At 35.9% G+C, this 22,819-nt stretch carries 17 protein-coding genes and 1 tRNA gene; 8 read left to right on the plus strand and 10 right to left on the minus strand.

The window, feature by feature from the left end; genetic code table 11:
• Window positions 1-21: 21 nt before the first annotated feature.
• The 6 genes from M2372_RS20905 to M2372_RS20930 form a co-directional block, all read right to left on the minus strand.
• A complete protein-coding gene (locus tag M2372_RS20905; RefSeq protein WP_123318910.1) occupies window positions 22-1,728 on the minus strand; it encodes a M56 family metallopeptidase in 1,707 nt (568 codons plus the stop codon).
• A gap of 2 nt (window positions 1,729-1,730) precedes the next feature.
• The gene (locus M2372_RS20910) at window positions 1,731-2,099 is read right to left on the minus strand and encodes a BlaI/MecI/CopY family transcriptional regulator (RefSeq protein ID WP_115971641.1); all 369 of its coding nucleotides are present in this window, start codon (window positions 2,097-2,099) and stop codon (window positions 1,731-1,733) included.
• 475 nt (window positions 2,100-2,574) lie between these two features.
• The gene (locus M2372_RS20915; protein WP_148060740.1) at window positions 2,575-3,444 is read right to left on the minus strand and encodes an ankyrin repeat domain-containing protein; all 870 of its coding nucleotides are present in this window, start codon (window positions 3,442-3,444) and stop codon (window positions 2,575-2,577) included.
• A gap of 86 nt (window positions 3,445-3,530) precedes the next feature.
• Window positions 3,531-4,757, minus strand: coding sequence for a PAAR-like protein (locus M2372_RS20920; protein WP_123318908.1), 1,227 nt, complete (start codon window positions 4,755-4,757; stop codon window positions 3,531-3,533).
• A gap of 4 nt (window positions 4,758-4,761) precedes the next feature.
• Window positions 4,762-5,823: a LysM domain-containing protein gene (locus M2372_RS20925; protein WP_123318907.1), complete on the minus strand. Its 1,062-nt coding sequence runs from the start codon at window positions 5,821-5,823 to the stop codon at window positions 4,762-4,764.
• A 48-nt stretch (window positions 5,824-5,871) separates the two neighbouring features.
• Window positions 5,872-7,968 carry a type VI secretion system Vgr family protein gene (locus M2372_RS20930; RefSeq protein ID WP_123318906.1) on the minus strand — a complete coding sequence of 699 codons (2,097 nt, stop codon included), beginning with the start codon at window positions 7,966-7,968 and terminating at the stop codon, window positions 5,872-5,874.
• A 629-nt stretch (window positions 7,969-8,597) separates the two neighbouring features.
• On the opposite strand from M2372_RS20930, the gene M2372_RS20935 reads away from it, so the two are divergent.
• Both M2372_RS20935 and M2372_RS20940 read left to right on the plus strand, forming a co-directional pair.
• On the plus strand, window positions 8,598-10,958 hold the full coding sequence (locus M2372_RS20935) for a TonB-dependent receptor (protein ID WP_123318905.1): 2,361 nt from the start codon (window positions 8,598-8,600) through the stop codon (window positions 10,956-10,958).
• 6 nt (window positions 10,959-10,964) lie between these two features.
• Window positions 10,965-12,167: a hypothetical protein gene (locus M2372_RS20940; protein ID WP_123318904.1), complete on the plus strand. Its 1,203-nt coding sequence runs from the start codon at window positions 10,965-10,967 to the stop codon at window positions 12,165-12,167.
• Between the two features lie 174 nt (window positions 12,168-12,341).
• Here the strand turns inward: M2372_RS20940 and M2372_RS20945 are convergent, their stop codons facing one another.
• Window positions 12,342-14,465, minus strand: coding sequence for a TonB-dependent receptor domain-containing protein (locus M2372_RS20945; protein ID WP_123318903.1), 2,124 nt, complete (start codon window positions 14,463-14,465; stop codon window positions 12,342-12,344).
• 11 nt (window positions 14,466-14,476) lie between these two features.
• Window positions 14,477-15,685 (minus strand): PepSY domain-containing protein, encoded by a 1,209-nt coding sequence (locus M2372_RS20950; protein ID WP_123318902.1) that lies wholly within the window; start codon window positions 15,683-15,685, stop codon window positions 14,477-14,479.
• A 467-nt stretch (window positions 15,686-16,152) separates the two neighbouring features.
• Between M2372_RS20950 and M2372_RS20955 the strand changes: the two genes are divergently transcribed.
• The gene (locus M2372_RS20955; protein ID WP_123318901.1) at window positions 16,153-16,734 is read left to right on the plus strand and encodes a hypothetical protein; all 582 of its coding nucleotides are present in this window, start codon (window positions 16,153-16,155) and stop codon (window positions 16,732-16,734) included.
• 339 nt (window positions 16,735-17,073) lie between these two features.
• Here M2372_RS20955 and M2372_RS20960 read toward each other — a convergent pair whose 3' ends face one another.
• Entirely contained in the window at window positions 17,074-17,520 is a 447-nt protein-coding gene (locus M2372_RS20960) for a GNAT family N-acetyltransferase (RefSeq protein ID WP_115971631.1), read from the minus strand.
• Between the two features lie 195 nt (window positions 17,521-17,715).
• Here M2372_RS20960 and M2372_RS20965 point away from each other — a divergent pair, with 195 nt between their 5' ends.
• The 5 genes from M2372_RS20965 (at window position 17,716) to M2372_RS20985 (ending at window position 22,649) form a co-directional block, all read left to right on the plus strand.
• Window positions 17,716-18,429: a 2OG-Fe(II) oxygenase gene (locus M2372_RS20965; RefSeq protein ID WP_123318900.1), complete on the plus strand. Its 714-nt coding sequence runs from the start codon at window positions 17,716-17,718 to the stop codon at window positions 18,427-18,429.
• 147 nt (window positions 18,430-18,576) lie between these two features.
• Window positions 18,577-18,834, plus strand: coding sequence for an Ada metal-binding domain-containing protein (locus M2372_RS20970; protein WP_123318899.1), 258 nt, complete (start codon window positions 18,577-18,579; stop codon window positions 18,832-18,834).
• A gap of 47 nt (window positions 18,835-18,881) precedes the next feature.
• Window positions 18,882-19,688 (plus strand): bifunctional 2-polyprenyl-6-hydroxyphenol methylase/3-demethylubiquinol 3-O-methyltransferase UbiG, encoded by an 807-nt coding sequence (locus tag M2372_RS20975; protein WP_123318898.1) that lies wholly within the window; start codon window positions 18,882-18,884, stop codon window positions 19,686-19,688.
• Between the two features lie 921 nt (window positions 19,689-20,609).
• A complete protein-coding gene (locus M2372_RS20980; RefSeq protein ID WP_123318897.1) occupies window positions 20,610-21,629 on the plus strand; it encodes a terpene synthase family protein in 1,020 nt (339 codons plus the stop codon).
• Window positions 21,630-21,668: 39 nt separating this feature from the next.
• The gene (locus tag M2372_RS20985; RefSeq protein WP_123318896.1) at window positions 21,669-22,649 is read left to right on the plus strand and encodes a terpene synthase family protein; all 981 of its coding nucleotides are present in this window, start codon (window positions 21,669-21,671) and stop codon (window positions 22,647-22,649) included.
• A gap of 79 nt (window positions 22,650-22,728) precedes the next feature.
• Here M2372_RS20985 and M2372_RS20990 read toward each other — a convergent pair.
• Window positions 22,729-22,801: transfer RNA gene (locus M2372_RS20990), tRNA-Met, on the minus strand.
• Window positions 22,802-22,819 lie beyond the last annotated feature (18 nt).

A 22,819-nucleotide genomic window follows, 5' to 3' on the forward strand; every position in this document is an offset into this window, starting at 1 on the left:
TTGACAAAGCCTGGTTGAACTTTATTTCTTTGTCTGAATTCTTATTTCATTCTGTGTACCACGTACTACATTTTCCTTAATAATATTGATCATTGTAATATTCTCAGGTTTTATAGTGTTAGCCGTTTCTTTGGAAACTTCAACTCCATCAACGAAGTATTTAACATTATCCCACTCTTTCAAATCATATTTCTTCACTCCATTCATGGTAATATTTCCGTTTCCATCTTTTTTGATGAAATCTGCCTGCATAACTATAACTTTAGGCGAATTGCTTAATGCTGTAAAATTAATATTTAGATTTCTCGTTGCATTTTCTGCATCCTGTCTGGCTTTTTCACTTATTATTTTGGCCTGTTCAGCTACCTTTTTTGCAGCTTCCATATCAATTTTGGCTTTTGCCAGTTCTGTTTTGGCCAGTTCTGCTGCTTTTCTGCCGATTTTAGCTGCTTCTTTTCCTGCTTTTTGTGCTTCCTTAGCTGCTTTTTGAGCTTCTTTTTGAATTTTTCGAATTTCTTTTTTATCCAGAGGATCCATATTTTCAAGCTCTTCCATCTGTTTTTTCCATTCAGGAGAGTTGAAATATTGTTCAGTTTCAATGTTTGCTGTAATACTTCCTATTTCTGAAGCCAGATTGCTTATTTCTTCAACTTTGTTTTCAAAAGCAGCACTGTTAGGATCCAATGTATTCAATTCTTTTTCCTTTTCACTGATCTTTTTCTGAAGTTCGGCCAATTTTGCTTCATCTTCCGGAGAATTCACTGTAAGTTCTTTACTTTTTTTCTGTTCAGATTTTTCAGGATTGACAGTATCTTTCTTGATTTGAGAAACAGCTTGTTTAATAGAAAGATTGGCTTCTTGAATTTCTTTGTTCTTAGCGTTTACCAGATAGGCAAAAGCTACTGTAAATAACACTGGTAAGGCAAGAATTCTACGCGCATACCCGAATTTTGTTTTTGGTTTTTGTAACATCTTAAGTCTTTTTTTAAGGTTTGAACTTAGAAACGGACTGGCAGCAGGCAACTGTGTTCCGGAAAAGTGGCTTGCTAAAAGCATCTGCGCAAATGCTTTGGTGTCCGAATGCTTCACGGCTTTTTTATCAGCCAGATATTCATGGATTAAACTAATTTCTCTTTTAATGATATGAAAAAACGGATTGAACCAGAAGACGGCTGTAACCACTTCAATAAGAATCTTATCGAATGAATGTTTCTGTTCAATGTGAACCATCTCATGCTTTAAAATCTGCTTTCCAATGTCAGAATCCAGAGTAATGGTATTCTTCCAGAAAAGATTTTTAAAATATGAAAACGGAGCTTCGGTTAAGTCTGTACGGTAAAAGTTGATCCCGTCAAAACTCTCTTTCTGAAACTGTTCCTTAAACTGCTGAATCCTGAAGATTCCGTAGATAAGCTTCCCTAAAAAGTAGAGAGAAACCAGTCCCAGAGCTGAAAAAATAATGCTAAAATAAAGGTTACCATTGTTTAAGTTTTTTTCTGTGTTAAAATTCTGAATTTTATCAAGCAACAAATACACATCACTATTAACCTCTATCGTAAAATCATCCACTTTGATAAGTGGCAGCAACAGTGATATCCCAATTGCCAATAAAAGATAGAATCTGTTATAATGATGAAATGTCTTGTCTTTTAAAGACAACTTATAATACAAAAACATTACACCAGAACATAAAATTACTTTTCCAAAGTATAGAAGTAGAGTTTCCATGATTATTCGTCTTTGTTTTTAAGTTCATTGAGCAGCATTTCAAGATCTTCTACGGTCATTTCATTCTTTTCTACCAGAAATGAAACAGCACTTTTATAGGATCCTTTGAAATAATTTTTCACAAGGCTTTTCATCGTCTTTCCAGAGTACTGTTCTTTTGTGACCAATGGAAAATACTCATGCTGCCTTCCGTGTACGTTATAGTCTACGAATTCCTTGTCCTTTAATACTTTTAAAATAGTGGAAACGGTATTGGTATGCGGTTTCGGTTCCGGAAAAAGATCAAGAACATCTTTAAGAAATCCTTTTTCAAGCTTCCACAAATACTGCATTACCTGTTCCTCTGCCTTTGTTAAAGTCTGGTTTTTCATATCCTTTTCATTTATTATTAAAGTGATATATAAATAGCAATTCTCATATCACTAAGAAATTAGTTATACAAATGTAGAAATAAAACTGATTCATACAACTATTTTTTTAGTGATAAAAAGACTTAAACAATTAACTCACTGATAATCAGTAAAATAATTTAACATACAAATATATTAAATTTTCTATTAAATAACCTTTTCCTTGTTTGATATACAGAAAAAAGGGGTTTCAATTATAGGATATTGAAATTTTTCAGCTAAAATACAATGCTATGACTGTTTTTATTAAAGATAATCAGGAATGCTCTTTATAATAAAAGACTGCCACTAGAGTTCTGTAGTGGCAGTCTTATTACTATTTTCATTTATTCCCGGGATGCAGAGCATTATTTAACGTATCAAGTTTAGATTTCTAATATCATTTTTAATTATTGAAAGGCTACAATTTAAGACAGAAAGATCTTAAGTTTTACATTTAATGAGTACTCTCTTGCAGTGATTTTTCTAACCCTTCTTTCCATTTCTTCTTTCTGTCAGCTTCATCTTTACCTAAAAAATCTTTATCTGCTTGTGATAGATTTTCGTAACGGGCAATGGCCATGGCTCTCCCTTTTTGCCATTCTGTTTTTTTGTTGATTTTTAATGGAAATTGTATATGAAATTTATCAGTCAATCTTTCTTTCAACTTATTATACTCTTGTAAACCATAACCGCTTAAACGTCCCTCATTTATTTCGTCTTGGATCAGAGATGCCAAATTATTTCCATTAGCATCTAAGAGCAAGGGGTCTGCTCCTTTGTCCAAAAAATAATTAACATAATCAAACTTTCCAAGGCCTAGCGCAGTAGAAACGACTGTTCCCCCTCCAATGTAAGCTTGATAGTTGATATTCGCTCCGTTTGTGAGTAATAAATCGATCAACTCTTTATCAACATCTCCTATAAGTAAATCGTTAATAGGAGATTCACCAAATTTAGGATTAAGATTGGCTTTATTTTCTATTAACAACTGTATCATTTCTTTGTTGCGGCTGCTGCAGGCTGAATTTATATTCGCATCGTATCCACCTCCATTGATACAAGGTTGATCAATATCTGCCCCCAATCTCAACAAGGTTCGACTTGCTGGTAGGGCTCCTATCACAACTGCATAATTCAGATAAGTATAACGGACTGTATCGGTTGTTGAATAATCAGGTATAATCACAGCACCTCTTCCATTTACATCAAAATTTTCTTTTTTCACAAGGTTTTCAATAGCAACCGTATCGTTGTTATATATGGCTGTAGCCATTTTAAGATCATTACCTTTGAAAAATTTCTCCGGTGGATTTTCTTTTTTCATGTTGTTCTGTTTTATATTGCTATCCATACAGCTTAGCATTATTAATGTGAATAAAATTAACGGTATTGTTTTTAGTAGAGTCATTGTTATTGGGTTTTAGCAATTACAGTACGGCTTGCTGCATTAGCTGCCTCTTTTTCTAACGCACGGACTACATTAATAGCAGAGTGCCCCCCTCCAGCGCCTTGTAACGGCAATCCCGTATCTACTTCCATACGTTCTCCTGCCGCCCGAGGTAGTCCTTTTGTTTTATTAACGAGCTTGCCAACAAATCCTAATGTTTTCAGCACACCTTCCCGGCTATCCTGTACTGCATTTAATGGATCACTGCTTCCATTATAAGCTTGTACATGGTTCATATCCTCACGATGTACTTTATTTCTTTTCAATGTGGCATTATGTACACCAGCAGCATTATAAGTATAAGTAGGAAAACCTGAAGCACCACCTGCCGCCGCCGCCATACCTCCTCCTAGGGAGTGTCCTGTGATAGCAGTATTATTGGCATCAAAAATAAGATTTCCATTTTCATCTCGAGCTTGTTTCATTTTATTAACCAGATTAACAGATTTGTCATAATAATCAGATTTAATTCCAACACCTTGTGTAAGATCCTGTCCAATATCTTCCATATTTGTAGGGTCAGTACCTCTGAATGCCAACACATATTTACCATCTTTTTTATATAAATCTGCATAATAGTGTGATTCTTTTGGATCTCTAAATAATTTTGGATCTAAGCCTAGATCTGCTATCTCTTTATCACTTAAATTATGGTAAAGCCCCACTCTATTTTTCTCTTCATCGGTAAGACTACTTATATCACCATACACCGCATTTCCTCCCAACAGTCCCATATCTATATTCTCCTGATAATTCGGCATCTTTAGAGTCACCAGTCCGCCAAACATACAGGTTAAAGTAGCTTTCTCCAAAAGAGCTCTTTTTTTCTCAAGCTTTACTTTAGGATGCAATGCGGTCCATTCATTACTCCGGCACAGCAAACTACATACGCTGGGTAGGTGGTTGGCCAATACAGTACCACCAGCTACCGCACCTGCAAATCCTGCAGCAAATACTACCAGAGCGGGCCCGGATGCTACCAGGGCTCCTGCAAGCACAGCTCCTACAAGCGCACCAGCTGCCATCATGGGTGGACAGACAAAATTACCGTCGAATCTGTCTTTTTCTGTAGCGGCAAGCTTACCTCCTTCTATTTTTATAGTAGCCTGTGAGGTCACCTGTATCTTTAATATCTTTTTACCGTTGCTGCACAATGTCCATGTGCCATCGGGTACATACAATTGTCCCATATGCTTATGTATTTATTATTTTAAATTCATACGTTGCCGTATAAAAGCAATTGAGGTTTACCTGTTCCCTTACAAAAATCCTGCCCTGCTGAAGCAGTCCTTCAATACTGTATAGGTAGTATCCTTCAATATTATAGTCAAAATCCAGAGGGATCTGGCTTATTTCTGCATATTTTTCCTTGAAAGAGTTTTCAAACTGTGGAGACAGTCCTTCTTTATCTGTACCACCAGCAAGGTGAACTTTAATGCTTCCATCTTCCTCTGCCGCATGATACTGAAGAGAGTAAGGGATGAATGCAGGCTGAAAAAACTGGGAAAGCACCTTATTTTCCGATAAATCGGCAAATGTTTCATTCCCGGATAGATTCATTTTACCAGTAGGTATAAAAAAAAGAGTATACAACAGATTATTCTTCAGGCTTGTATGTAAATCTGCAAATTCTTCATCACATACTTTGAACATCTCCTTAAGTTCCGGAATATTAAATGCTTCGTTTGTAAGCCGTTCAGCTTTTATTGTCTTCCATCGTTTCTGTACCTCATGATTATTCATTACTGCGTCAATTTCTCCAGCTGGATCCAGACGGAAAAAGAGATGATCTGAAGCTTCATTAAGAGCATTCAGTACAGTGCTTACCAATTTGATCTCCGGAAATGATCCTGTAGACTTTCTGCCGGTTTCTTTTTTATTAACATAACCATGCTTCGGTGTATTAAAATCCAGATTCCATTGCATTGCCGTCTCATTTTCAGATATTTCTTTTCCTAAAAAGACCACATTGGTTTTAATATGTATGTCATACGAATGACTATCCTGTCTGCTATATACAAAACTATTGGCATAAGGTAATACTTCCGGCAGTGAACTGGCTGTATGTATATCTGCTTCCGGATTGATCATATAGATGCTGGGAAAATAAGGCGGCCATACATCATTCCTTATCATCTGGGTTGTTCCACAGTGGGTATTATGAAAACGGATCAGTTCTCTTACTGTGGTATTATGCATGCTGGCAATAGATTCCAAAGTATCTCCTTTTTGGATTTCGTATTGTATATATTCCATTACTATTTAAACTATGCTTCAATGTTTTTATTATTTTTTCACCCGGTTTTAATTTACATCTACCTCACCACCTTCAATGGTTACATTCGAACTTCCGTTAACCGTAATTTTTTTACCAAGGATATTAATGGTTCCATCCTTACAGAGTGTAACGATACTGCCTCCAATATTGATGGTAAGATCTGCTGTTAAATTTAATGTTCCACTACCACCGCTTGTAATTTCAAAGGAGTTTCCTTCTCCTACTGCAATTTTAAAATTAGTTTTTGCCATAATATCTATAGCTCCGCTATTATCCATTTTCATAGATGCCTGCCCTTCCGGACTTTCTTTTGTTCCTCCAACAGTACTGGTATTTGTTGTTGAAGAAGAAGAACTGATATTTCCACTACCATCCACATGAATCTGATTCTGAGCTTTATCTCTTACCGTAATACCGCCACCATCATTCAGTTCTACAATATTCCCGCTTTTACTGCTCAGGCTTTTAATATTATTCCCTTTTCCGCCTCCGCCACCAATACCTCCGTGGAACATTCCGCCCATTACAAAAGGTCTGTCAGGATGCTGATGTACAAAATTCACAATTACCTGATCTCCTACTTCAGGGATAGACATAAATCCCCGGTTTTTATTTACCTTGTCACTGCTTCCTGCATCAGGAGACATTACACGGATAAACTCTGTGGTATCAGGTCCTTTTTGCCAATCCAGCTGAATCTGCACACGTCCCTGATTCTGTGGATCAGTGTTAGAAATCACTTTTCCAAACTGGGGTTCTGCTTTTGGTAAAATAAATTCCGGGCGGGGAATAAATCCTGTATCAGAGGCAATAGCTTCAAAGGTTCCGTCATAATAGCCACGGGCATCTACTTCATGAGTTACTTCTATCAGCATCAGTTTGGTAAAATAGGAAGTGTTATTACTATCCGTTTTACGCATTTCAATATCTACAATACAGCCAGGATAAAGAAAAGGGACCGTAGTAGTACCCGAGGTTACAAATACTTCCGAAGCCTTACTTCCGGCAGTTCCTTTTTGTGAAGCGTCCACATCCATAAAAGAAGATGCTTTAATAGGCGCTATTCTTAAGGAAGGTGTTTTGAATGTCTTTTCTGAGATTTCATAAGCACGCTTAGCAATGTCAGAAGTATGGCTAATCTTTGAGCTTCCTGTTGTCAGTTTCTCATTCTTGCTGCTATTATACCCATAGAAAGTAGGGTTTACATGCTGAGCCTTCATTTTAATCTTCACATCATTCAGGTTACTCCCATAGACCAGTTTTACGGACTGTTCCTGTGGTGGCAGTTTGCCAAAATGCAATACTTCACCGTCATAGAAAAACTGTTCGCCGTAAGCTTCTGCTATTCTTGCCAGATAATTGTAATGCGTTTCTTCATACTGTGAGCTGTATGACACGTTTCCGTGGCGTGCATCTACTCTAAAATCAAACTTACCCTGTCCCAATCCTTCTTCCAGCACCTGGCTGGCAATGCTGTTGAGACTCATTTCCTGCTTTCCGCCAAAACTTTGAATATGCGGGGCCGCATCTAATAATATGGTAGGGCTAAAGCCTTCCAGTACAAGATTTCCAAGGCTTCCTTTCTCCTGGCTGAAACCTACTTCGGTAATTACCCCCACGAAGTTTCTTTCAGGACTAGTTCCCACATCTTTATACTTGAATACAACGGTAATACGTTTTCCTAAAAAACTTTGTGCTGCTTCAAGATTATGGTTTTCGGCATTCCCAAGGGTATCATGAGCTAATGTAATCTCAAATGAATGGTGTTTTACGGCACTTTGTTTTAATTTAAAATGTTTAAAAAATTTGATGGCCTGTCCTTCTACAAAGATTTCCAGTTTTACAACTCTATTTATGCCAGCCATCGCATTTTCTGAGATTCCCTGGGCATTAAAAATTTTGGATGTAGGCTGCTTTGCCCAAACTTTTTCCTGTATAATACTGGAATCGTTGGGTATCTGCACTTGATTCATAAAATTCTTTTGGGCCTCCGTTATATTATTTGTCTGTGAAATAAATTTTGCAGGATCAGTAATATCAGCTTGTTTCGTTACTTGATTTACTATATCTGTTTTAGGCGAATCTATTCCTGGTTTATGCAGATTCTTATCTTCTTGAAACATGAGATTTTTTTTTCAGTTGTCTTGACTTACTACGGAATTAATTCCGTGGGAAAAGACCGATTCGTTTCAAAAAAAGCCAGATAGCCCGCATCGGTCTTACATCGCAAGTATACCACATTGACTTTTTTGAAGGAGAAGTTCGGAAGGGCCTGCCAAAAACAGGACCCTCTATCTATGTAATTTCTGTGTTAGTTTTTCCTGTGATTTTAATTTTTTTCTAATTATATTCTATGATTGGTATTACTAAGATATTACGATAAATATTCTCTTCAAAATGAATTAACTGTTTTTTTAATAATTGTAGTAGTATTACGATTAACATAATAATAGAATTTTAAAAAATTCTGAAATACTGCTCAAAAAAAAACGAGTGCTCATACTCCACAAAGAGGATAAAACAAGGTAATTTTATAAAGTTTTGCTTTTGAGATGATTTTTTTCATACTAATAAAAAACAATAATTAGATCCTTTAATGTTACTGTTTGGTTTTAAACTATTTACATTTTTTGTTCAATTTTATTTTTTTTTCCACATTAATGCTAATTAGAATAATTAAAAATAAACAAGTCGTTTTCTTTGAGGTTTCATAAGGATGATTTAGTTTTGTTGTTTATAATAATTATAAATAATGAAATTATATCAACGAATTTTTATCTTTCTTATTTTTACTCTTTCAATATCCCAAATCAAAGCACAGGACAGTGATTATTCAGTTCAGGGAGTTGTACAGGACCACACAAAACAGGGGTTAAGCGGAGTAACCATTTTTGTTGAAAACACAAAAATTAAAACACAAACCGATCAAAACGGAAATTTCAGAATTAGTTACAAAAAAGGAGATGCTCTATTAATCTTCAGCCTGGATGGCTATAAAAAGTTCAGAAAGAAGATGAACTTTGGCACTGAAGGATCTCCAATAAATATTCAGTTAGCAGAAGATCATGCGGTTGTAAAAGAAGTTATTGTACATGGAAAAGGTAAAGTGAAGGCACTGCAAGACGGTGCTTTTACTGTTAATGCCATAGATGTTGCTAAATTAGCCAATACTACAGCGGATCTTAATCAGGTTCTGAACAGGACCACCGGAATTAAAGTTCGTCAGCAGGGAGGTGTAGGTTCTGATTATAATTTCTCTATTAACGGAATGTCCGGTAAAGCCGTGAAGTTCTTTATAGATGGCGTTCCTTTGGAAATGCTTGGAAAAGGTGTAGACCTGAGCACGCTGCCGGTAAATATGGCTGACCGCGTGGAGATTTATAAAGGGGTTGTTCCTATTCATCTAAGTACTGATGCTATGGGTGGAGCGGTAAATATTATTACTCCAGGAAACAGCAAAAATTATCTGGATGCAGGTATAAGCGTAGGGTCTTTTAATACACAGCGTATCAACCTGAACGGACAGTTTAAAGATGATAAAACAGGAATTATCCTGCGCATCAACAGTTTTTATAACCACTCGGATAACAACTATCTGATGAAGGATATGAAAATATGGAATGCTGCCAAAAATGAGTATGAGCCGAGAAACCTGAAGCGTTTTAATGACAGATATCAATCCGTTTTCGGAATGGCTGAATTCGGATTAGAAAATAAAAGCTGGGCAGATTCTTTCTTTGTAGGAGCATCGCAATCGGTTTTCGATAAACAGATCCAGACAGGTTCCAACCAGGATGTAGTGTATGGTGGAGTAAAACAAAGCGGAGAGGCTCATAATTACTTTATGAAGTATAAAAAAGCTAACCTTTTTAATGATCATTTAGATGTAAATCTTTATGCCGGTTTTTCTAAAAGTGTTCAGAAGGCAACTGATACCCTAATGCGTAAATATAGCTGGGATGGTACTTTTGTGCCTTCTGCTACAAGTGAAAAAGGAGGCAGAAGTATCATCATGCAGCACGAAGACCGTCTGTATTCTCAGTTGGGGGCTACTTATAAAATTGTTGACCATCACAAGCTTATCTTCAATTATGTACTCGATTATCTTAAGAATACTACCTTCAATCAACTGGAGGAGGAAAAGGATGATGTATCTCCGGCTAAGATGACCAAGCAGATCTTGTCTATGGCTTATCAACAGGAATTTTTCAATAGACATTGGACCAACGTGTTTTTTGCAAAATACTATCAGGTAGGACTTCAGAAGATGGTTTTTGATCAGGTAACCAGAACTGATAATCCGGTAAAAGATAATTTCAGTAACTGGGGCTACGGTTTTGCAACCACTGTAAAAATCACCAGAGAACTTGGACTTAAAGGGTCTTTTGAACGTTCTTACCGTTTGGTAGAACCTCAGGAAATTTTCGGAGATGGTGTGGCTGTAACCAGTAATATGAATCTGAAACCTGAAACCAGTGATAATGTAAATGTAGGTTTCTACTTCAATCACCAATGGGGACAACATGCTTTCCGTATAGAAGGTGCCGGATACATCCGTGATACAAAGGATTTTATCTTTACTGTTCCAAATTTATACAACAGTACTTTCAAATATGAAAACCTGTCTAATATCTTTACCCGCGGACTGGAAGGGGAACTGAGCTACCAATACAAAAGACTCCTGAATGTATTAATGAATGTGAGCTACAACAAAGCTTATGACAATACAAAATTTGCCAACAACAGTGAAGACGTAATTTCAGCTACTTACAAAAAAGATGTTCCTAACCAGCCCTGGTTATTTGGAAATGCAAATGTAAGCATCGGTAAAGATGACTGGTTTCAGAAAGACAGCCGTATAGAGCTTTACTACGGACTGCAGATGACCGACTGGTTCTACAAAAACTGGAAAACCTACGGAAATCCAAGAAATATTCCGGTAATCCCAAGACAAACGCTTCACAACATAGGTATAAGCTATTCTATGAAAAACGGAAGATATAACTTAGCATTTGATGTAACCAATCTTAGCGATGCCCTGGCTTATGACAACTTCAAACTTCAGAAGCAGGGACGTGCTTTCTATGTAAAATTCAGATATCTACTTAAGTAAAAAACCATGACACACTATTTCAGAAACAGCATACTTTTAATACTTGTATGTTTAACCATCATTGGCTGTGAACGCGAACCTGACTCCGGTACTTCCGGAAGCGGCGAAAAAGACTACAAATACTTTCTGCTTTCCGCTTTGGGAAGCTGGCCCAATACCGTACATTATATGACGGCCACCAATGATGTTACAACAGGTGAAATGGATATTACCAAAGAAGGAGACGAAATCAATTCTAAGGGAACCTATTCTTACATCGTAAAAAATGGTTTTATTTATAACTACAAAACCGATCAGGGAGTCTTTAAAAAGTTTAAATACACACAGGATAGGCTCATTACTGCAAAAGAAGTTCCTTATACTTACATCAGTGATATTTCCAGTTATGTATGGATAGATGATAATACTTTGGTACTGGTTGGGGAAACAGGTGATGGCCAGCATATCCGTTATACAGTTTTCAATGCGGTAGATCTTAGTATTATCCGCCAGGGTGAAATTGAAGGATTTGAACCTTTTCCCGATGCTTATAAATTTTATACGATAGGCTCTATGACCTATATGGATGGGCATATCTATTTACAATACAGCTACCGCAATGGAAAATGGATTACTCCGGAATTTTACAATTTTGCTGTTATAGATTATAAAACTTTTAAAGTAACGCACTCAGCAGCTGATAACCGGAGTTCTGGTGTAGCTAACGGCTCACCCTATTTTAAAACCGCTTTCAAAAAGGATAATGAAGCCTTTTATTATGCCTGTTTTCCTCGTGTAGGAGCTGGTACCAGTAAGATTCATCTTTTCAGGACTCTTAAAGGAGGTACATCTCCTGATATGGGTTATCAGATCAACCTTACAGATCTTGTAGGAGGTAAAACTCTGGAAACAATGATTGATTATATTGGTAATAATAAGATGGTGATTTTATACCGTGATCCTTCATTGGGTAATACCTATAATGGCCGCTATGCTATAATAGACACTGAAACCAAACAATTGGTTAGAGTATTGGATGAACTGCCAGGAGATGAACCTTATGAACAAGGTCTGTTTGTTCAGGATAAAAAGCTATACATTGCTGTAAATGCCAGTAAAGGGGGTAACTATGTATGGATCTATGATCCTCAGACTGACAAAATAACGAAAGGTATGAAGCTTCCTGATAATATTTCAGGGTTTGCCCGTTTTGATAAATTCTATGACTAATCAAAGCCTATTAATTCTGTAGAAAATATAGATATTTAATTGATAAAAAAAGCTGTTCTCAATAATTTTGAGAACAGCTTTTTTTAGTTTCTATTTCAAGTGCTGTGGGTAGTTAAAGAGATTGGTAGTTAAAGAGCCTTGTCAAGGGTTGAAACCTTGACAAGGCTTTGCATATTAAAGTTTGTAATTGAACGATAATGTTACCACACGACTATCCAGGTTATATTTTTGTCGAATAGTAGAACTGAAGTTATCTCCTGTTACCCGGTAATTGTTCGTTTTTAATAAGTCAGTTACTGCAAATTTTACGGTTGCTTTATCTTTCAATAATGTTTTTGAAACTCCTAATGTCAGATCAAAGTAAGCATCACGGATAAACAAGCCAATGTTTGATTTCGAGAAATACTGTGCATTAGCTTCTGCTTTCAACCCTTTTGCAATATTAAAACTGTTTTGTGCATTCACTGTAAATGCAAGCTGTGAACTGTTCACCGAATAATTCTGATAATTGCCTTTATACTCATTGTTGAATATATTAAACATGGAAGTAAGCGACCAGAAGCTGAAAAGCTTTGTAGTAGCCGTTATGTTGGCACCATACACATAAGATTTGTTCAGGTTGTCCTGGGTTTTAACCAGAATTCCGGTGTCCGGCTGATAATTATATACCTCTGTCATTACATCATTTGTTACACTAAAATAAGCAGATGCTATGATGTATTTTCCAAAGGTATAGCCCACTTCTGTTGCATGGGTAAACTCGGGATTCAGATTAGGATTTCCCTGCCAATAGTTGAACGGATCATCGTAAAAACGGAACGGATTCAGGTCGAAGTGGCTTGGTCTGTTGATTCTTTTACTGTATGAAGCATAGAATCCATGCTGATCATTCATCTGATATTTGATGGATGCACTGGGAAACAGGTTTGTATAATCTCTTTTCCGTTGTTCCTGAGACGTTTTCTGATTGATGTCTGTATGAGTCATTTCTGTTCTTAACCCCAGCTGGAAGGTCCATTTCGTAAGATTTAGCTTATAGTTGGCATACAGCGCATGAATCTGTTCTTTGTATACATATTCATTACTTGCTTTATCATCATTGATCCATTCTTCGCCCTGTTGTATAAAATACTCCGAAGGATTCTTATTTGACTTTACAGTAGACTTCAGCCCTGTTTCCAGACTATGCTTTTCACTAAAAGGAAGTGTAAAATCTACTTTAGCATTGAAAACCTTCAGACGGGAAGCAATACTCCCTCTCCTATTATTAAACTTCTCTGTCCCCTGATTCACTAATGCATCCGAAAGCTGATTCTGACGGGAAGAGAAACGCGAAGTTTCGTATTCCAGATCTACATCTACTTTATAGTCTTTTTCGTTGAAAATGTGTGTCCCTTTTAAATTATAGGTATAATCGTACCAGTTTTCTTTACTTTGGTTATCAGAAAGCACATGAGCAAACAGATTATCCACAGGCTGAAATATCCTGTTTTCGCCCTTCGAGAAGTCTTCATACCGCCCTATTTTAGCATCGAATAAAGCACCAATACTTGTTTTATCACTGAAAGCATAGTCTGCTCCTACTTTAAAATTGTTGGACGTTAAAGGCTCATTTGTTGTTGAGTTCTGATCCGTTCTTCTCGTCATCTGCTGTGGCTGCTTTTCATCAAAGAAAACCTGACTAAATTCCCGTCTTTCTTCCTCACCACGGAATGTGTAACTATAATCTCCGTGTAAAGACAGTTTCTTATGGGTATAGTTCAGACTTAATCCCGTATTTACCCTGTTTTTACGGCCTCTTCCGCCATTTATATAGTAGTTACCGCTAAGTCCTTCCAGTGAGCTCTTTTTAAGGACAATATTAATGATCCCTGCATTTCCGGCTGCATCATATTTGGAAGAAGGATTGGCAATAATTTCAATATTCTTTACCAGTGTAGAATTGGTAGAACGTAACAAATTGGCCAGCTCCTTAGTTGACAGTGAACTCAGCTTACCGTTAATCATTACACTTACCCCTTTCTTACCGCGTAAGGAGAGCTCACCTTCCTGCGAAACCACTACCCCCGGTGTTTTACCCAGTACTTCCAATACAGTAGTTCCGTCAGACAGCACACTGTTTTCAACATTAAAAATCATTTTATCAGCTTTCTGTTGAAAAACCGCTTTGTTACCTTTTACTACAATGCCACTAATCTCTGAAATTTTTTCCGTCTGCAGAGAGTCGTTCTGGCTTTCTGTTTGTCCGTAGCCATTCAGGCTCGCCATTAAAGGTAGCCATATATAGTGTTTCTTCATGAATAATGAGTTTAGGTTGTTGTTTTCTTTTTATTTTTCCTGCCCCACCAGATCATAAACCCGGTTACAGGCAATGAAGCACAGAATAAGCTCATGATAAAAGCTAATATTTTACCGGGCATTCCGAAGAAGGCTCCCACATGCAAATCATAGGTAGCATCTGTAGCTCTTTCAGCCATAACCTTGTCTTCATGTGGACGGTTAAATAGCAGTTTTCCTGAATGTTCGTCAAAAATCATCATGGAAGACTCAGCATAAGTGAACTCCTTTTCCTTGATCCATATGCTCAGATTATCGTGTTTGTGATCTGCTTCTGTATGATCTTCCAGATCAACTCCAAAAGAATAAGCCGTTGGATAATGAATTTTTACCTGTTCTATAATTCTGTCTATGGTTGTTGCTGTTTCTACAGATTCCGGAGCTGTTGTTTTGTACTGGCTGAAATCCGCTGTCGCTGAGGAAAAACCATTAAGCAATACATATACCCACATTTGAGTAATACGGAACGAATACATAATCCCTGTAACAGCAACGATAAGGGCCAAAAAGGAAACGTAAAAACCAAGGATATTGTGCATGTCATAGTTCTTTCGTCGCCAGCCTTTTACTTTCTCCCATTGGAACCACAGGCGCTGTTTTCGCATTTTTTTATTCTTCGGCCACCATAGGACAATCCCGGTAATCAGCATTACTACAAAGATAATTGTAGATACACCTACAATAGTACCCCCAACTTTGTCACTCAACAGTAAAGAGCGGTGCAATGCCATACAGATAAAGAAAGGATTATTTTTTACATCATATATTGCAATGACCTTTCCGGTATATTGATTTACATAAACGTTTTTATAGACAATAATGCTGTTGAAATGATTCCAGCCTTCAGGATTACCTTTAATCAGTCCAAATTGATAGGAACGGGCAGGATCTACAGGAATGGTAACTTCATCTGCTTTTACAATTTCATTTTTTAATTGTGCATTAACCAGGTTTTTTAACTCTCGTAAAGGGATTGGCTTCTTATGCTGAATATCCTTCTCACCATGAAAGGTTTGTTCCTTACGCAATGCAGCAGTAATATCTTCATTGAAAACAAAAAATGCACCTGACAAAGAAACAATTAATACAATGATACCGGAAAGCAACCCGAGCCATAAATGAGCTTTCAGAATATATTTTTTAAAGGTACCCTTGGTTTTTTTATTACCAGTCTGCTGCATTTTATGATTATTTAGTCTTATTAAAAATAATTAACCGCAAATATAATTTTATTTATAATAATTCTAAACAATAAAACACTTTATTTCGCCCTGAAAACCTGATTTTTATTAGTATTTATAAGAATTGATGCTAAAACAGAATGGAAAACAGCCTCCAAAGATCAAAAAATGTACAGTAAACAGTTAATATATATTGGTTTAAATTACATCATTGAACATTTCTTCAATATTGAACCAGATTATAAGTTCTCATATAAACTTTAACAATTTAAAACGCGAACAACCTTAATGAACATGAAATTTATTTATTATTAAGAAATTTTATAAAAAAATCATCTCAATAAACTACTGAAAACCATCATTTATACAATAATGGACAAATTACATTGTAGAATTGTTAAATTTTATTAAAATGAATTTGTTAAAACCGGGAAATTATATTTATTTTAGTGCCTTAAAAATTTCTCATGAAAAGATATAATTTATTGATTGTACTACTGCTGCTGATTTTTAACGTTACTACAGCTCAAAAGAAAAAATCTCCTGCTGCTGATCTTAGCATGCTAAAGGATACTAAATCTAAAATTGAAGCTACAGTTCCATTGGTCATTCAACATCTTCAGGCCATTGCGACAAAAGAAGGTGACAATAATATTGTGATCAACGGAAAAACAGCACTGGGAAAAGAGTATGGCATCTTAGAATCTGAATGGTTTTTATACAGAAACAATATGAAAAACTGTATCATGAACAATTCTTCCAAGAAAGCTAAAAAATGTATGGAATATCATACGCAATACCTTAGAAATACATTCATCAATTACGCCAACTATATTTCTAATCTTACCAGAAAGAACGGATATTTAGGAGTAGAAGGAGATACAAAATTCGATTTCAAACCAGCCGAGATTGCAACCAAACTTAACGAAGCTTATTTCAATGCTAATGATGCTGCAGGAAGAATGAAAGCTGACCAAAAGAGAGAATTTCTGGGAACAACTATGAGTGATGATAATAAACTTACTCCTTACACTCAGTTAGCTCAATAATAGAAATCATACCTTAATAATATCAAAAGAGAACTGTTTTACAGTTCTCTTTTTTTGTAGAGCAAAAAATCCCCGCCAAAAAGCAGTTTTGTGGTACTAATCATAAAACTTGGGGAAAAAGTAGAAATAAGGCGGAGATAATTTGCATAAGCTCTAATAGAATCAACTGTCCTACCCTTGACCTATAAGAGCTGTACAAAAATAGGGCTATGCACCCTACCCGTAAAAGAATAACTGTAGAATTAAATGTTGGTAATTGTAGAAATAATACTACTCAATATTCCGTATAAATAACTAATAACAGAAGGAACCATCATTTCATGCTTATGTTGTTTTAATCTATTTCCACCAGTAGTAGTAATTATGCAGTCCGTCATATTCAAATCCGCAACGGGGATACAGGATATTGCCAATTTCATTTGTTTTTTCGGTTTCAAGCATCAGTCCGCAGGCTCCTGTTTCCTCACACCATTGCTTACTGCGATCAATTAATGCCACAGAAAGCCCTTTTCCTCTATAATCAGGATGAACAAATAAGTCACTCAACAGCCATTGCTTTTGGAGTTTGGTATAATGGAATAATTTATAAAGCTGTACAAAACCTACAGCTTTACCGTCTGCCCAGGCAAGGAAAATATCAGACTCACTGTTCAGAAATCTTTCCTTAAGAAATGCTTTCCCTTTTTCCAAATCTGATGCCTGTCTGTAAAAAATACGGTAAAGATTAAATAATTCGGCTGTTTCATTAAGGTCCTCAAGACTTGCTTTTTTAATTGTGTAATTCATTGTTATATGTATTTTATTAACATGGCAAAAGTATATCTAAACAGGACTGTATCTACCATCCAGATTTAAGTTAGAAAGATAGTCCAGAAAGTTTGAAATAAAATTTTTAACACTATTACAATAAGCGAAATACCGCATGTTCCGGATTTTATACCTTACCTCAAGTTCAGATCTTTGTTCTGTAAAAACAAAACAATGACAGATATACTTCAAAGAATTAAAGATATAGACTGGCAGTCTGTTACAGAATCGATGCATCAGAATGGATATGCTGCTGTTCCCAATGTATTATCAGATGATGAATGCAATACACTGGCTTCCGGTTATGCTCAGACTGAACTATATCGTAAGACTGTTGTAATGGCCAGACACCGTTTTGGACTGGGTGAATATAAATATTTTAATTATCCATTGCCCGAATTAATTCAGAATTTACGTACCCATATCTATCCGCATCTCGCTCCTATTGCCAACACTTGGTTTAAAGCCTTGAATATCCCTACCTCTTTTCCTGTGGAGCACAAGTTTTTTTTACAGCAATGCCATTCCAATGCCCAGCAAAAGGCTACTGTTTTGATTCTTAAATATGGTGAAGGTGGTTTTAATACTTTACATCAGGACTTATATGGTGATCTTTACTTTCCTATTCAGGTTGTATTAATGCTGAGCGAACCTGACCATGATTTTACAGGGGGAGAATTTGTCCTAACCCAGCAAATTCCGAGAGCACAGTCTAAAGCGATTGTTTTAAAGCCTAAAAAAGGAGACATTCTTATTTTTACCACGAATTTCAAGCCTGAAAAAGGAACAAAAGGATATTACAGAGTTAATATGAAACATGGCGTGAGTGAAGTGAAAACGGGAAAACGGTATGCACTGGGGATTATTTTTCATGACGCAGAGAAGTGACCGGATAAAAGATGGGAAGATAGAGAAACTTCTAAACCACAAAGCAATTATTACCCTTTATTGTAAATGTATTAAAATAATAAAAAGATGTTTAATCCATAGCTTCAAGAACTACCCTCTTTAAACCTCTAACTTCCTTACTAAAATATGATACTACATTCCCAATTCTCTGCTCCTGAACTGAGAAGCAAAATCAGAAAACAGGAAATCCGTCTGGGTGGAAATAAAAAACTGAAAATCTACGGTTTGTTAAGTTGTGCTTCAGGAAAAAGAATGAAAAGAGAAAACAGAATTTTCTTTACGAATGAAGAAGAAGCCCTGCAAAATGGATTCCGGCCTTGTGGTCATTGCATGAAAGAAAAGTATCAACAATGGAAATACCAACAACTACATCATTTAAAATAAATATTTTGTGTAATTTAGGCTCTTCTCTTTTAATAAACTAATACAAAATGAACCCGGAGAATAATTATATAGAAATCAACAAAAATTCCTGGAATAACAGAACCGAAACCCATTTAAATTCTGAATTCTATGATCTTGACAGTTTTTTGAATGGAAAAAGCTCATTAAATGATATTGAACTTAACCTGTTAGGTGATCTGCAGGGAAAATCAATTCTACATTTACAATGCCATTTCGGACAGGATTCCATATCACTAAGCAGATTAGGTGCAGAAGTTACAGGAGTGGATCTATCGGATAAAGCAATTGAAAGCGCCCGGAAACTGGCAAATGATGTGCATACAAATACTACTTTTGTCTGTAGTGACATCTATGATCTGCCTAACCATTTGGATAAACAGTTTGACATTGTTTTTACCAGCTATGGAACCATTGGATGGTTACCGGACTTGGATCAATGGGCAAAAGTGATTACCCACTTTTTAAAACCTAACGGAAAATTTGTGTTTGTTGAGTTTCATCCTATAGTCTGGATGTTTGATGATAACTTTGAAACGGTAGGATACCGATATTTTAATTCCGGAGCAATTGTAGAAACGGAAAACGGAACGTATGCAGACAGAGAGGCAGATATTACCCAAACTTATGTGATGTGGAATCATGGATTAAGTGAAGTCATGAACAGTCTGATCAAAAACGGACTTGAGATCAACAGCCTTGATGAATTTGACTATTCCCCTTACAATTGTTTCAATAAAACAGTTGAATTTGAACCTAAAAAGTATAGGATAGAACATTTGGAAGATAAAATCCCTATGGTTTATTCGGTAGTGGCTACAAAGAAAAGTCATTAATATCTTCTGATTTTTAGAGTCCTCTAAAGATCTCATCAGAATTTTTAGAGCCGGAAACAAATGCCACGGATTCACGAATAACATCGTTATCGTATTCGTGGCAATTATAAAATGTCAAAAATGGAGTTCATCTCTTTAAAAAAATCTGTCTAGTCAACAAAATCTACGAGCTTTTAAAGTCTGAAAACGCAAAAAGCCCAAAAGCCTTATTACACTCATTCTTTTTAAAGCACAGAAGAATCCAAGATTCTCCACAGGAAAACATAGTTACAATTATCTTTTCATTACAATATTCTATACCCCTATTCGGTTAAACTACTTATTTTTATCCATAACTGGTATAATTTTTAGCATAAATAGAATTATTCGTGCATTCTTAGCAGCTAAATATTCTTCCGGATATCTGCATAATCTACGAGAATATCTCCGATAAAATCATCGTGGCTTACAAGCAGTGGCTATTCAAAGAATTCTTAGCATCCTATCATTTTTCAACATCGTTCAAAATGGTACTAGTCAATAATAAAGTATAAAACCGTTCATAAGTTTCATAATTTAAATAAAGTTTAGAATTATATAAACAAATAACATTCTATGATTTACCACATTACACATAAGCAAAAAGGGTAAAAAAAGGGTAAAAAAAATTCTTCACAAGTGGAAATAAGCCTAAAAAAGTAAAAATATATTCCTCTTTTTACTTCGTGAACTTATCCAGATTAATTGAGATCAAAAGTGAAATAAAAAAAATATATTCTGTATTGAAGAGTATTTTAAATTATTTCACAAAATAGTTATATATGAAATAAATAAAACAATATTAATTACATAATCATTTATTATTGAATAATTTAAAACAATATACTTGTTTTTTAAAAAAAATAATATATTTACTTCAACACCAAATCAAAAACATTAGTCATGAACCATGAAAATTTCAGCACACTTGAGCTGCTCCGTAAGCAGTTTAAGTACCCATTCCCTACATTAAAAAACCCTAACGCAGAACAACTGCAAGAGATTACTGAGAGCCAATGGATCGATGGAGAATACTTATGGCTTTATGCGCAGAATCCTGATCTCCGCAAAAAGTACAAAAAGACTAAAACCGCCCATATTGCTGCTCAATGGTTTCCAACTGCATCACCTGAAAGATTCAAACCTATCTGCAGGTTAATGCTATGGACGCTATACAATGATGATCTTTATGAGGAGAGCGATCCCAATGAAATAGGATATGTACATGCTCAATCAGTTGCCATATTAAATGGTGAGATAACCGCCGAAGAATCAGGAATACCTTTAGGAGCTATGCTTGCTTCCCTTAGAGAAGAATTACTGCAATTTATTCCAAAAGAATCGCTCTCTCGTTTTACACAAATGATCAGCAGATATTTTAACGGACTTGAAACCGAGCTTAAGTACAAGAAAAATAAAATGTACCCCTCTGTCAAAGAGTGTATTACTTTACGAGAAGACTCTATATGCCTCTACCCTTTCCTACAGCTGACAGAAGTGGAAACCGGCGTTGTTCTTCCTCCTGAAATACATGAACATCCGGTGATTCAGCGTCTGCAGGCATTAGCCTGTCATTTGGTTACTTTTTTCAACGAAGTACAATCGGTAATAAAAGATGAAGCCACAGACAGCATCTATTACAATATTGTAAAAGTAATTCAACACCAAAACCAGATGTCCCTGAAAGAGGCCTGTCTTGAAGACCTTCGCCTCCACAATGAAGACTTAAAAGAATTTTTAGAACTGCAAGCTTCTCTTCCGGATTTCGGGATATGGCATGATGCGGTTGTCAATTGGGTACATTATATGAGTATGGTCCTTAGCGGATGGAAGAACATTTCTACCAAGCTGGATCGTTATAACCAGGCTGAATTTCCAAGTGCTGTTGAATTAAAAGAAAAGCTCAACCAAAAACAATCTTAATAAAAAAGAATACATAATCACTTATTAAATATTTAAATCATGAAACAAGAAGATGTTCCCGTTTTACAATACCCTTGGCCATATGAAATTGGCCCTTTCTCACAATCATTTTACGAAGAACAGAACAACTGGATTGATACCGATTATCAGTTTATGTCTGAAGCTACAAGAAAAAAATATAAAAAACATGGCTTAGTAGAAGCAGCATCCTATATGTTTCCAGCTGCCAGCACTAAGGAACAACTTAAACCCATAGCAAGATTTATGGTATGGCTCACATTATATGATGATTATTATGAAGTGTGTCCAGTTAATAAGCTTTCCGACATTAGAAATCATATTATGGACATCATGATGGGCGCAAAACCCAAAGCAGATGATATTGGACTTATGAGACAAGTAGCCTTAAGCAGACAAGAATTTCTTCCTTATGCTAATGACGATTGGTTCGAACGTTGGACAAAAAATTTTTATGATTATACAACCTATGGAATTATGGAAGAAACACCATATAAGCTAAAAAAGGAATTCCCTACTTTAAACAACCTTTTGCTTATCCGTGAATACTCAATTTCCATGTATCCTTATGGAGATCCGGTTGAGCCCTCTATGCATTATATTGTTCCAAACTCTATATCTGAACATCCGGTAATCAAGCGATTGAAAATGTTGATGTGTCGTATCATGGCCATTCAGAATGATTTCGCTTCAATAGAAAAAGAATTGGCAGTAGATACAGAAGTTCTCAATATTATACTTGTCATAAAAAATCAATACAAAGTTTCAACAGAAGAAGCTATTACTGAAGCTATACATATCCATGATTCATATATAAATGAGTTTGTAGAATTACAAAACAACTTACCTGATTTTGGTATGGAACAAAAAAATATAGAACGTTTTGTGCATTATATGGCCTTAATGATCTCCGGACTAGGTGCATGGTACCACAAGGGAAGCTCTACCCGATACAAAACTCCCGGTGAATTTCCAAAACCTGAATATGGAATTTCAATGTAATCATACCTGAAATATAATTCAAATAAATTTTATCAATAAAAAAGCGATGCAACAAAAAGTTGCATCGCTTTTGCTTTAGTAGCGGGAACCGGACTCGAACCGATGACCTTCGGGTTATGAGCCCGACGAGCTACCTACTGCTCCATCCCGCGGTGTATTTTTAGAGTGCT

Origin of the sequence: Chryseobacterium sp. BIGb0232, assembly GCF_024810195.1 — a bacterium.
Lineage (GTDB): Bacteria > Bacteroidota > Bacteroidia > Flavobacteriales > Weeksellaceae > Chryseobacterium > Chryseobacterium pennae.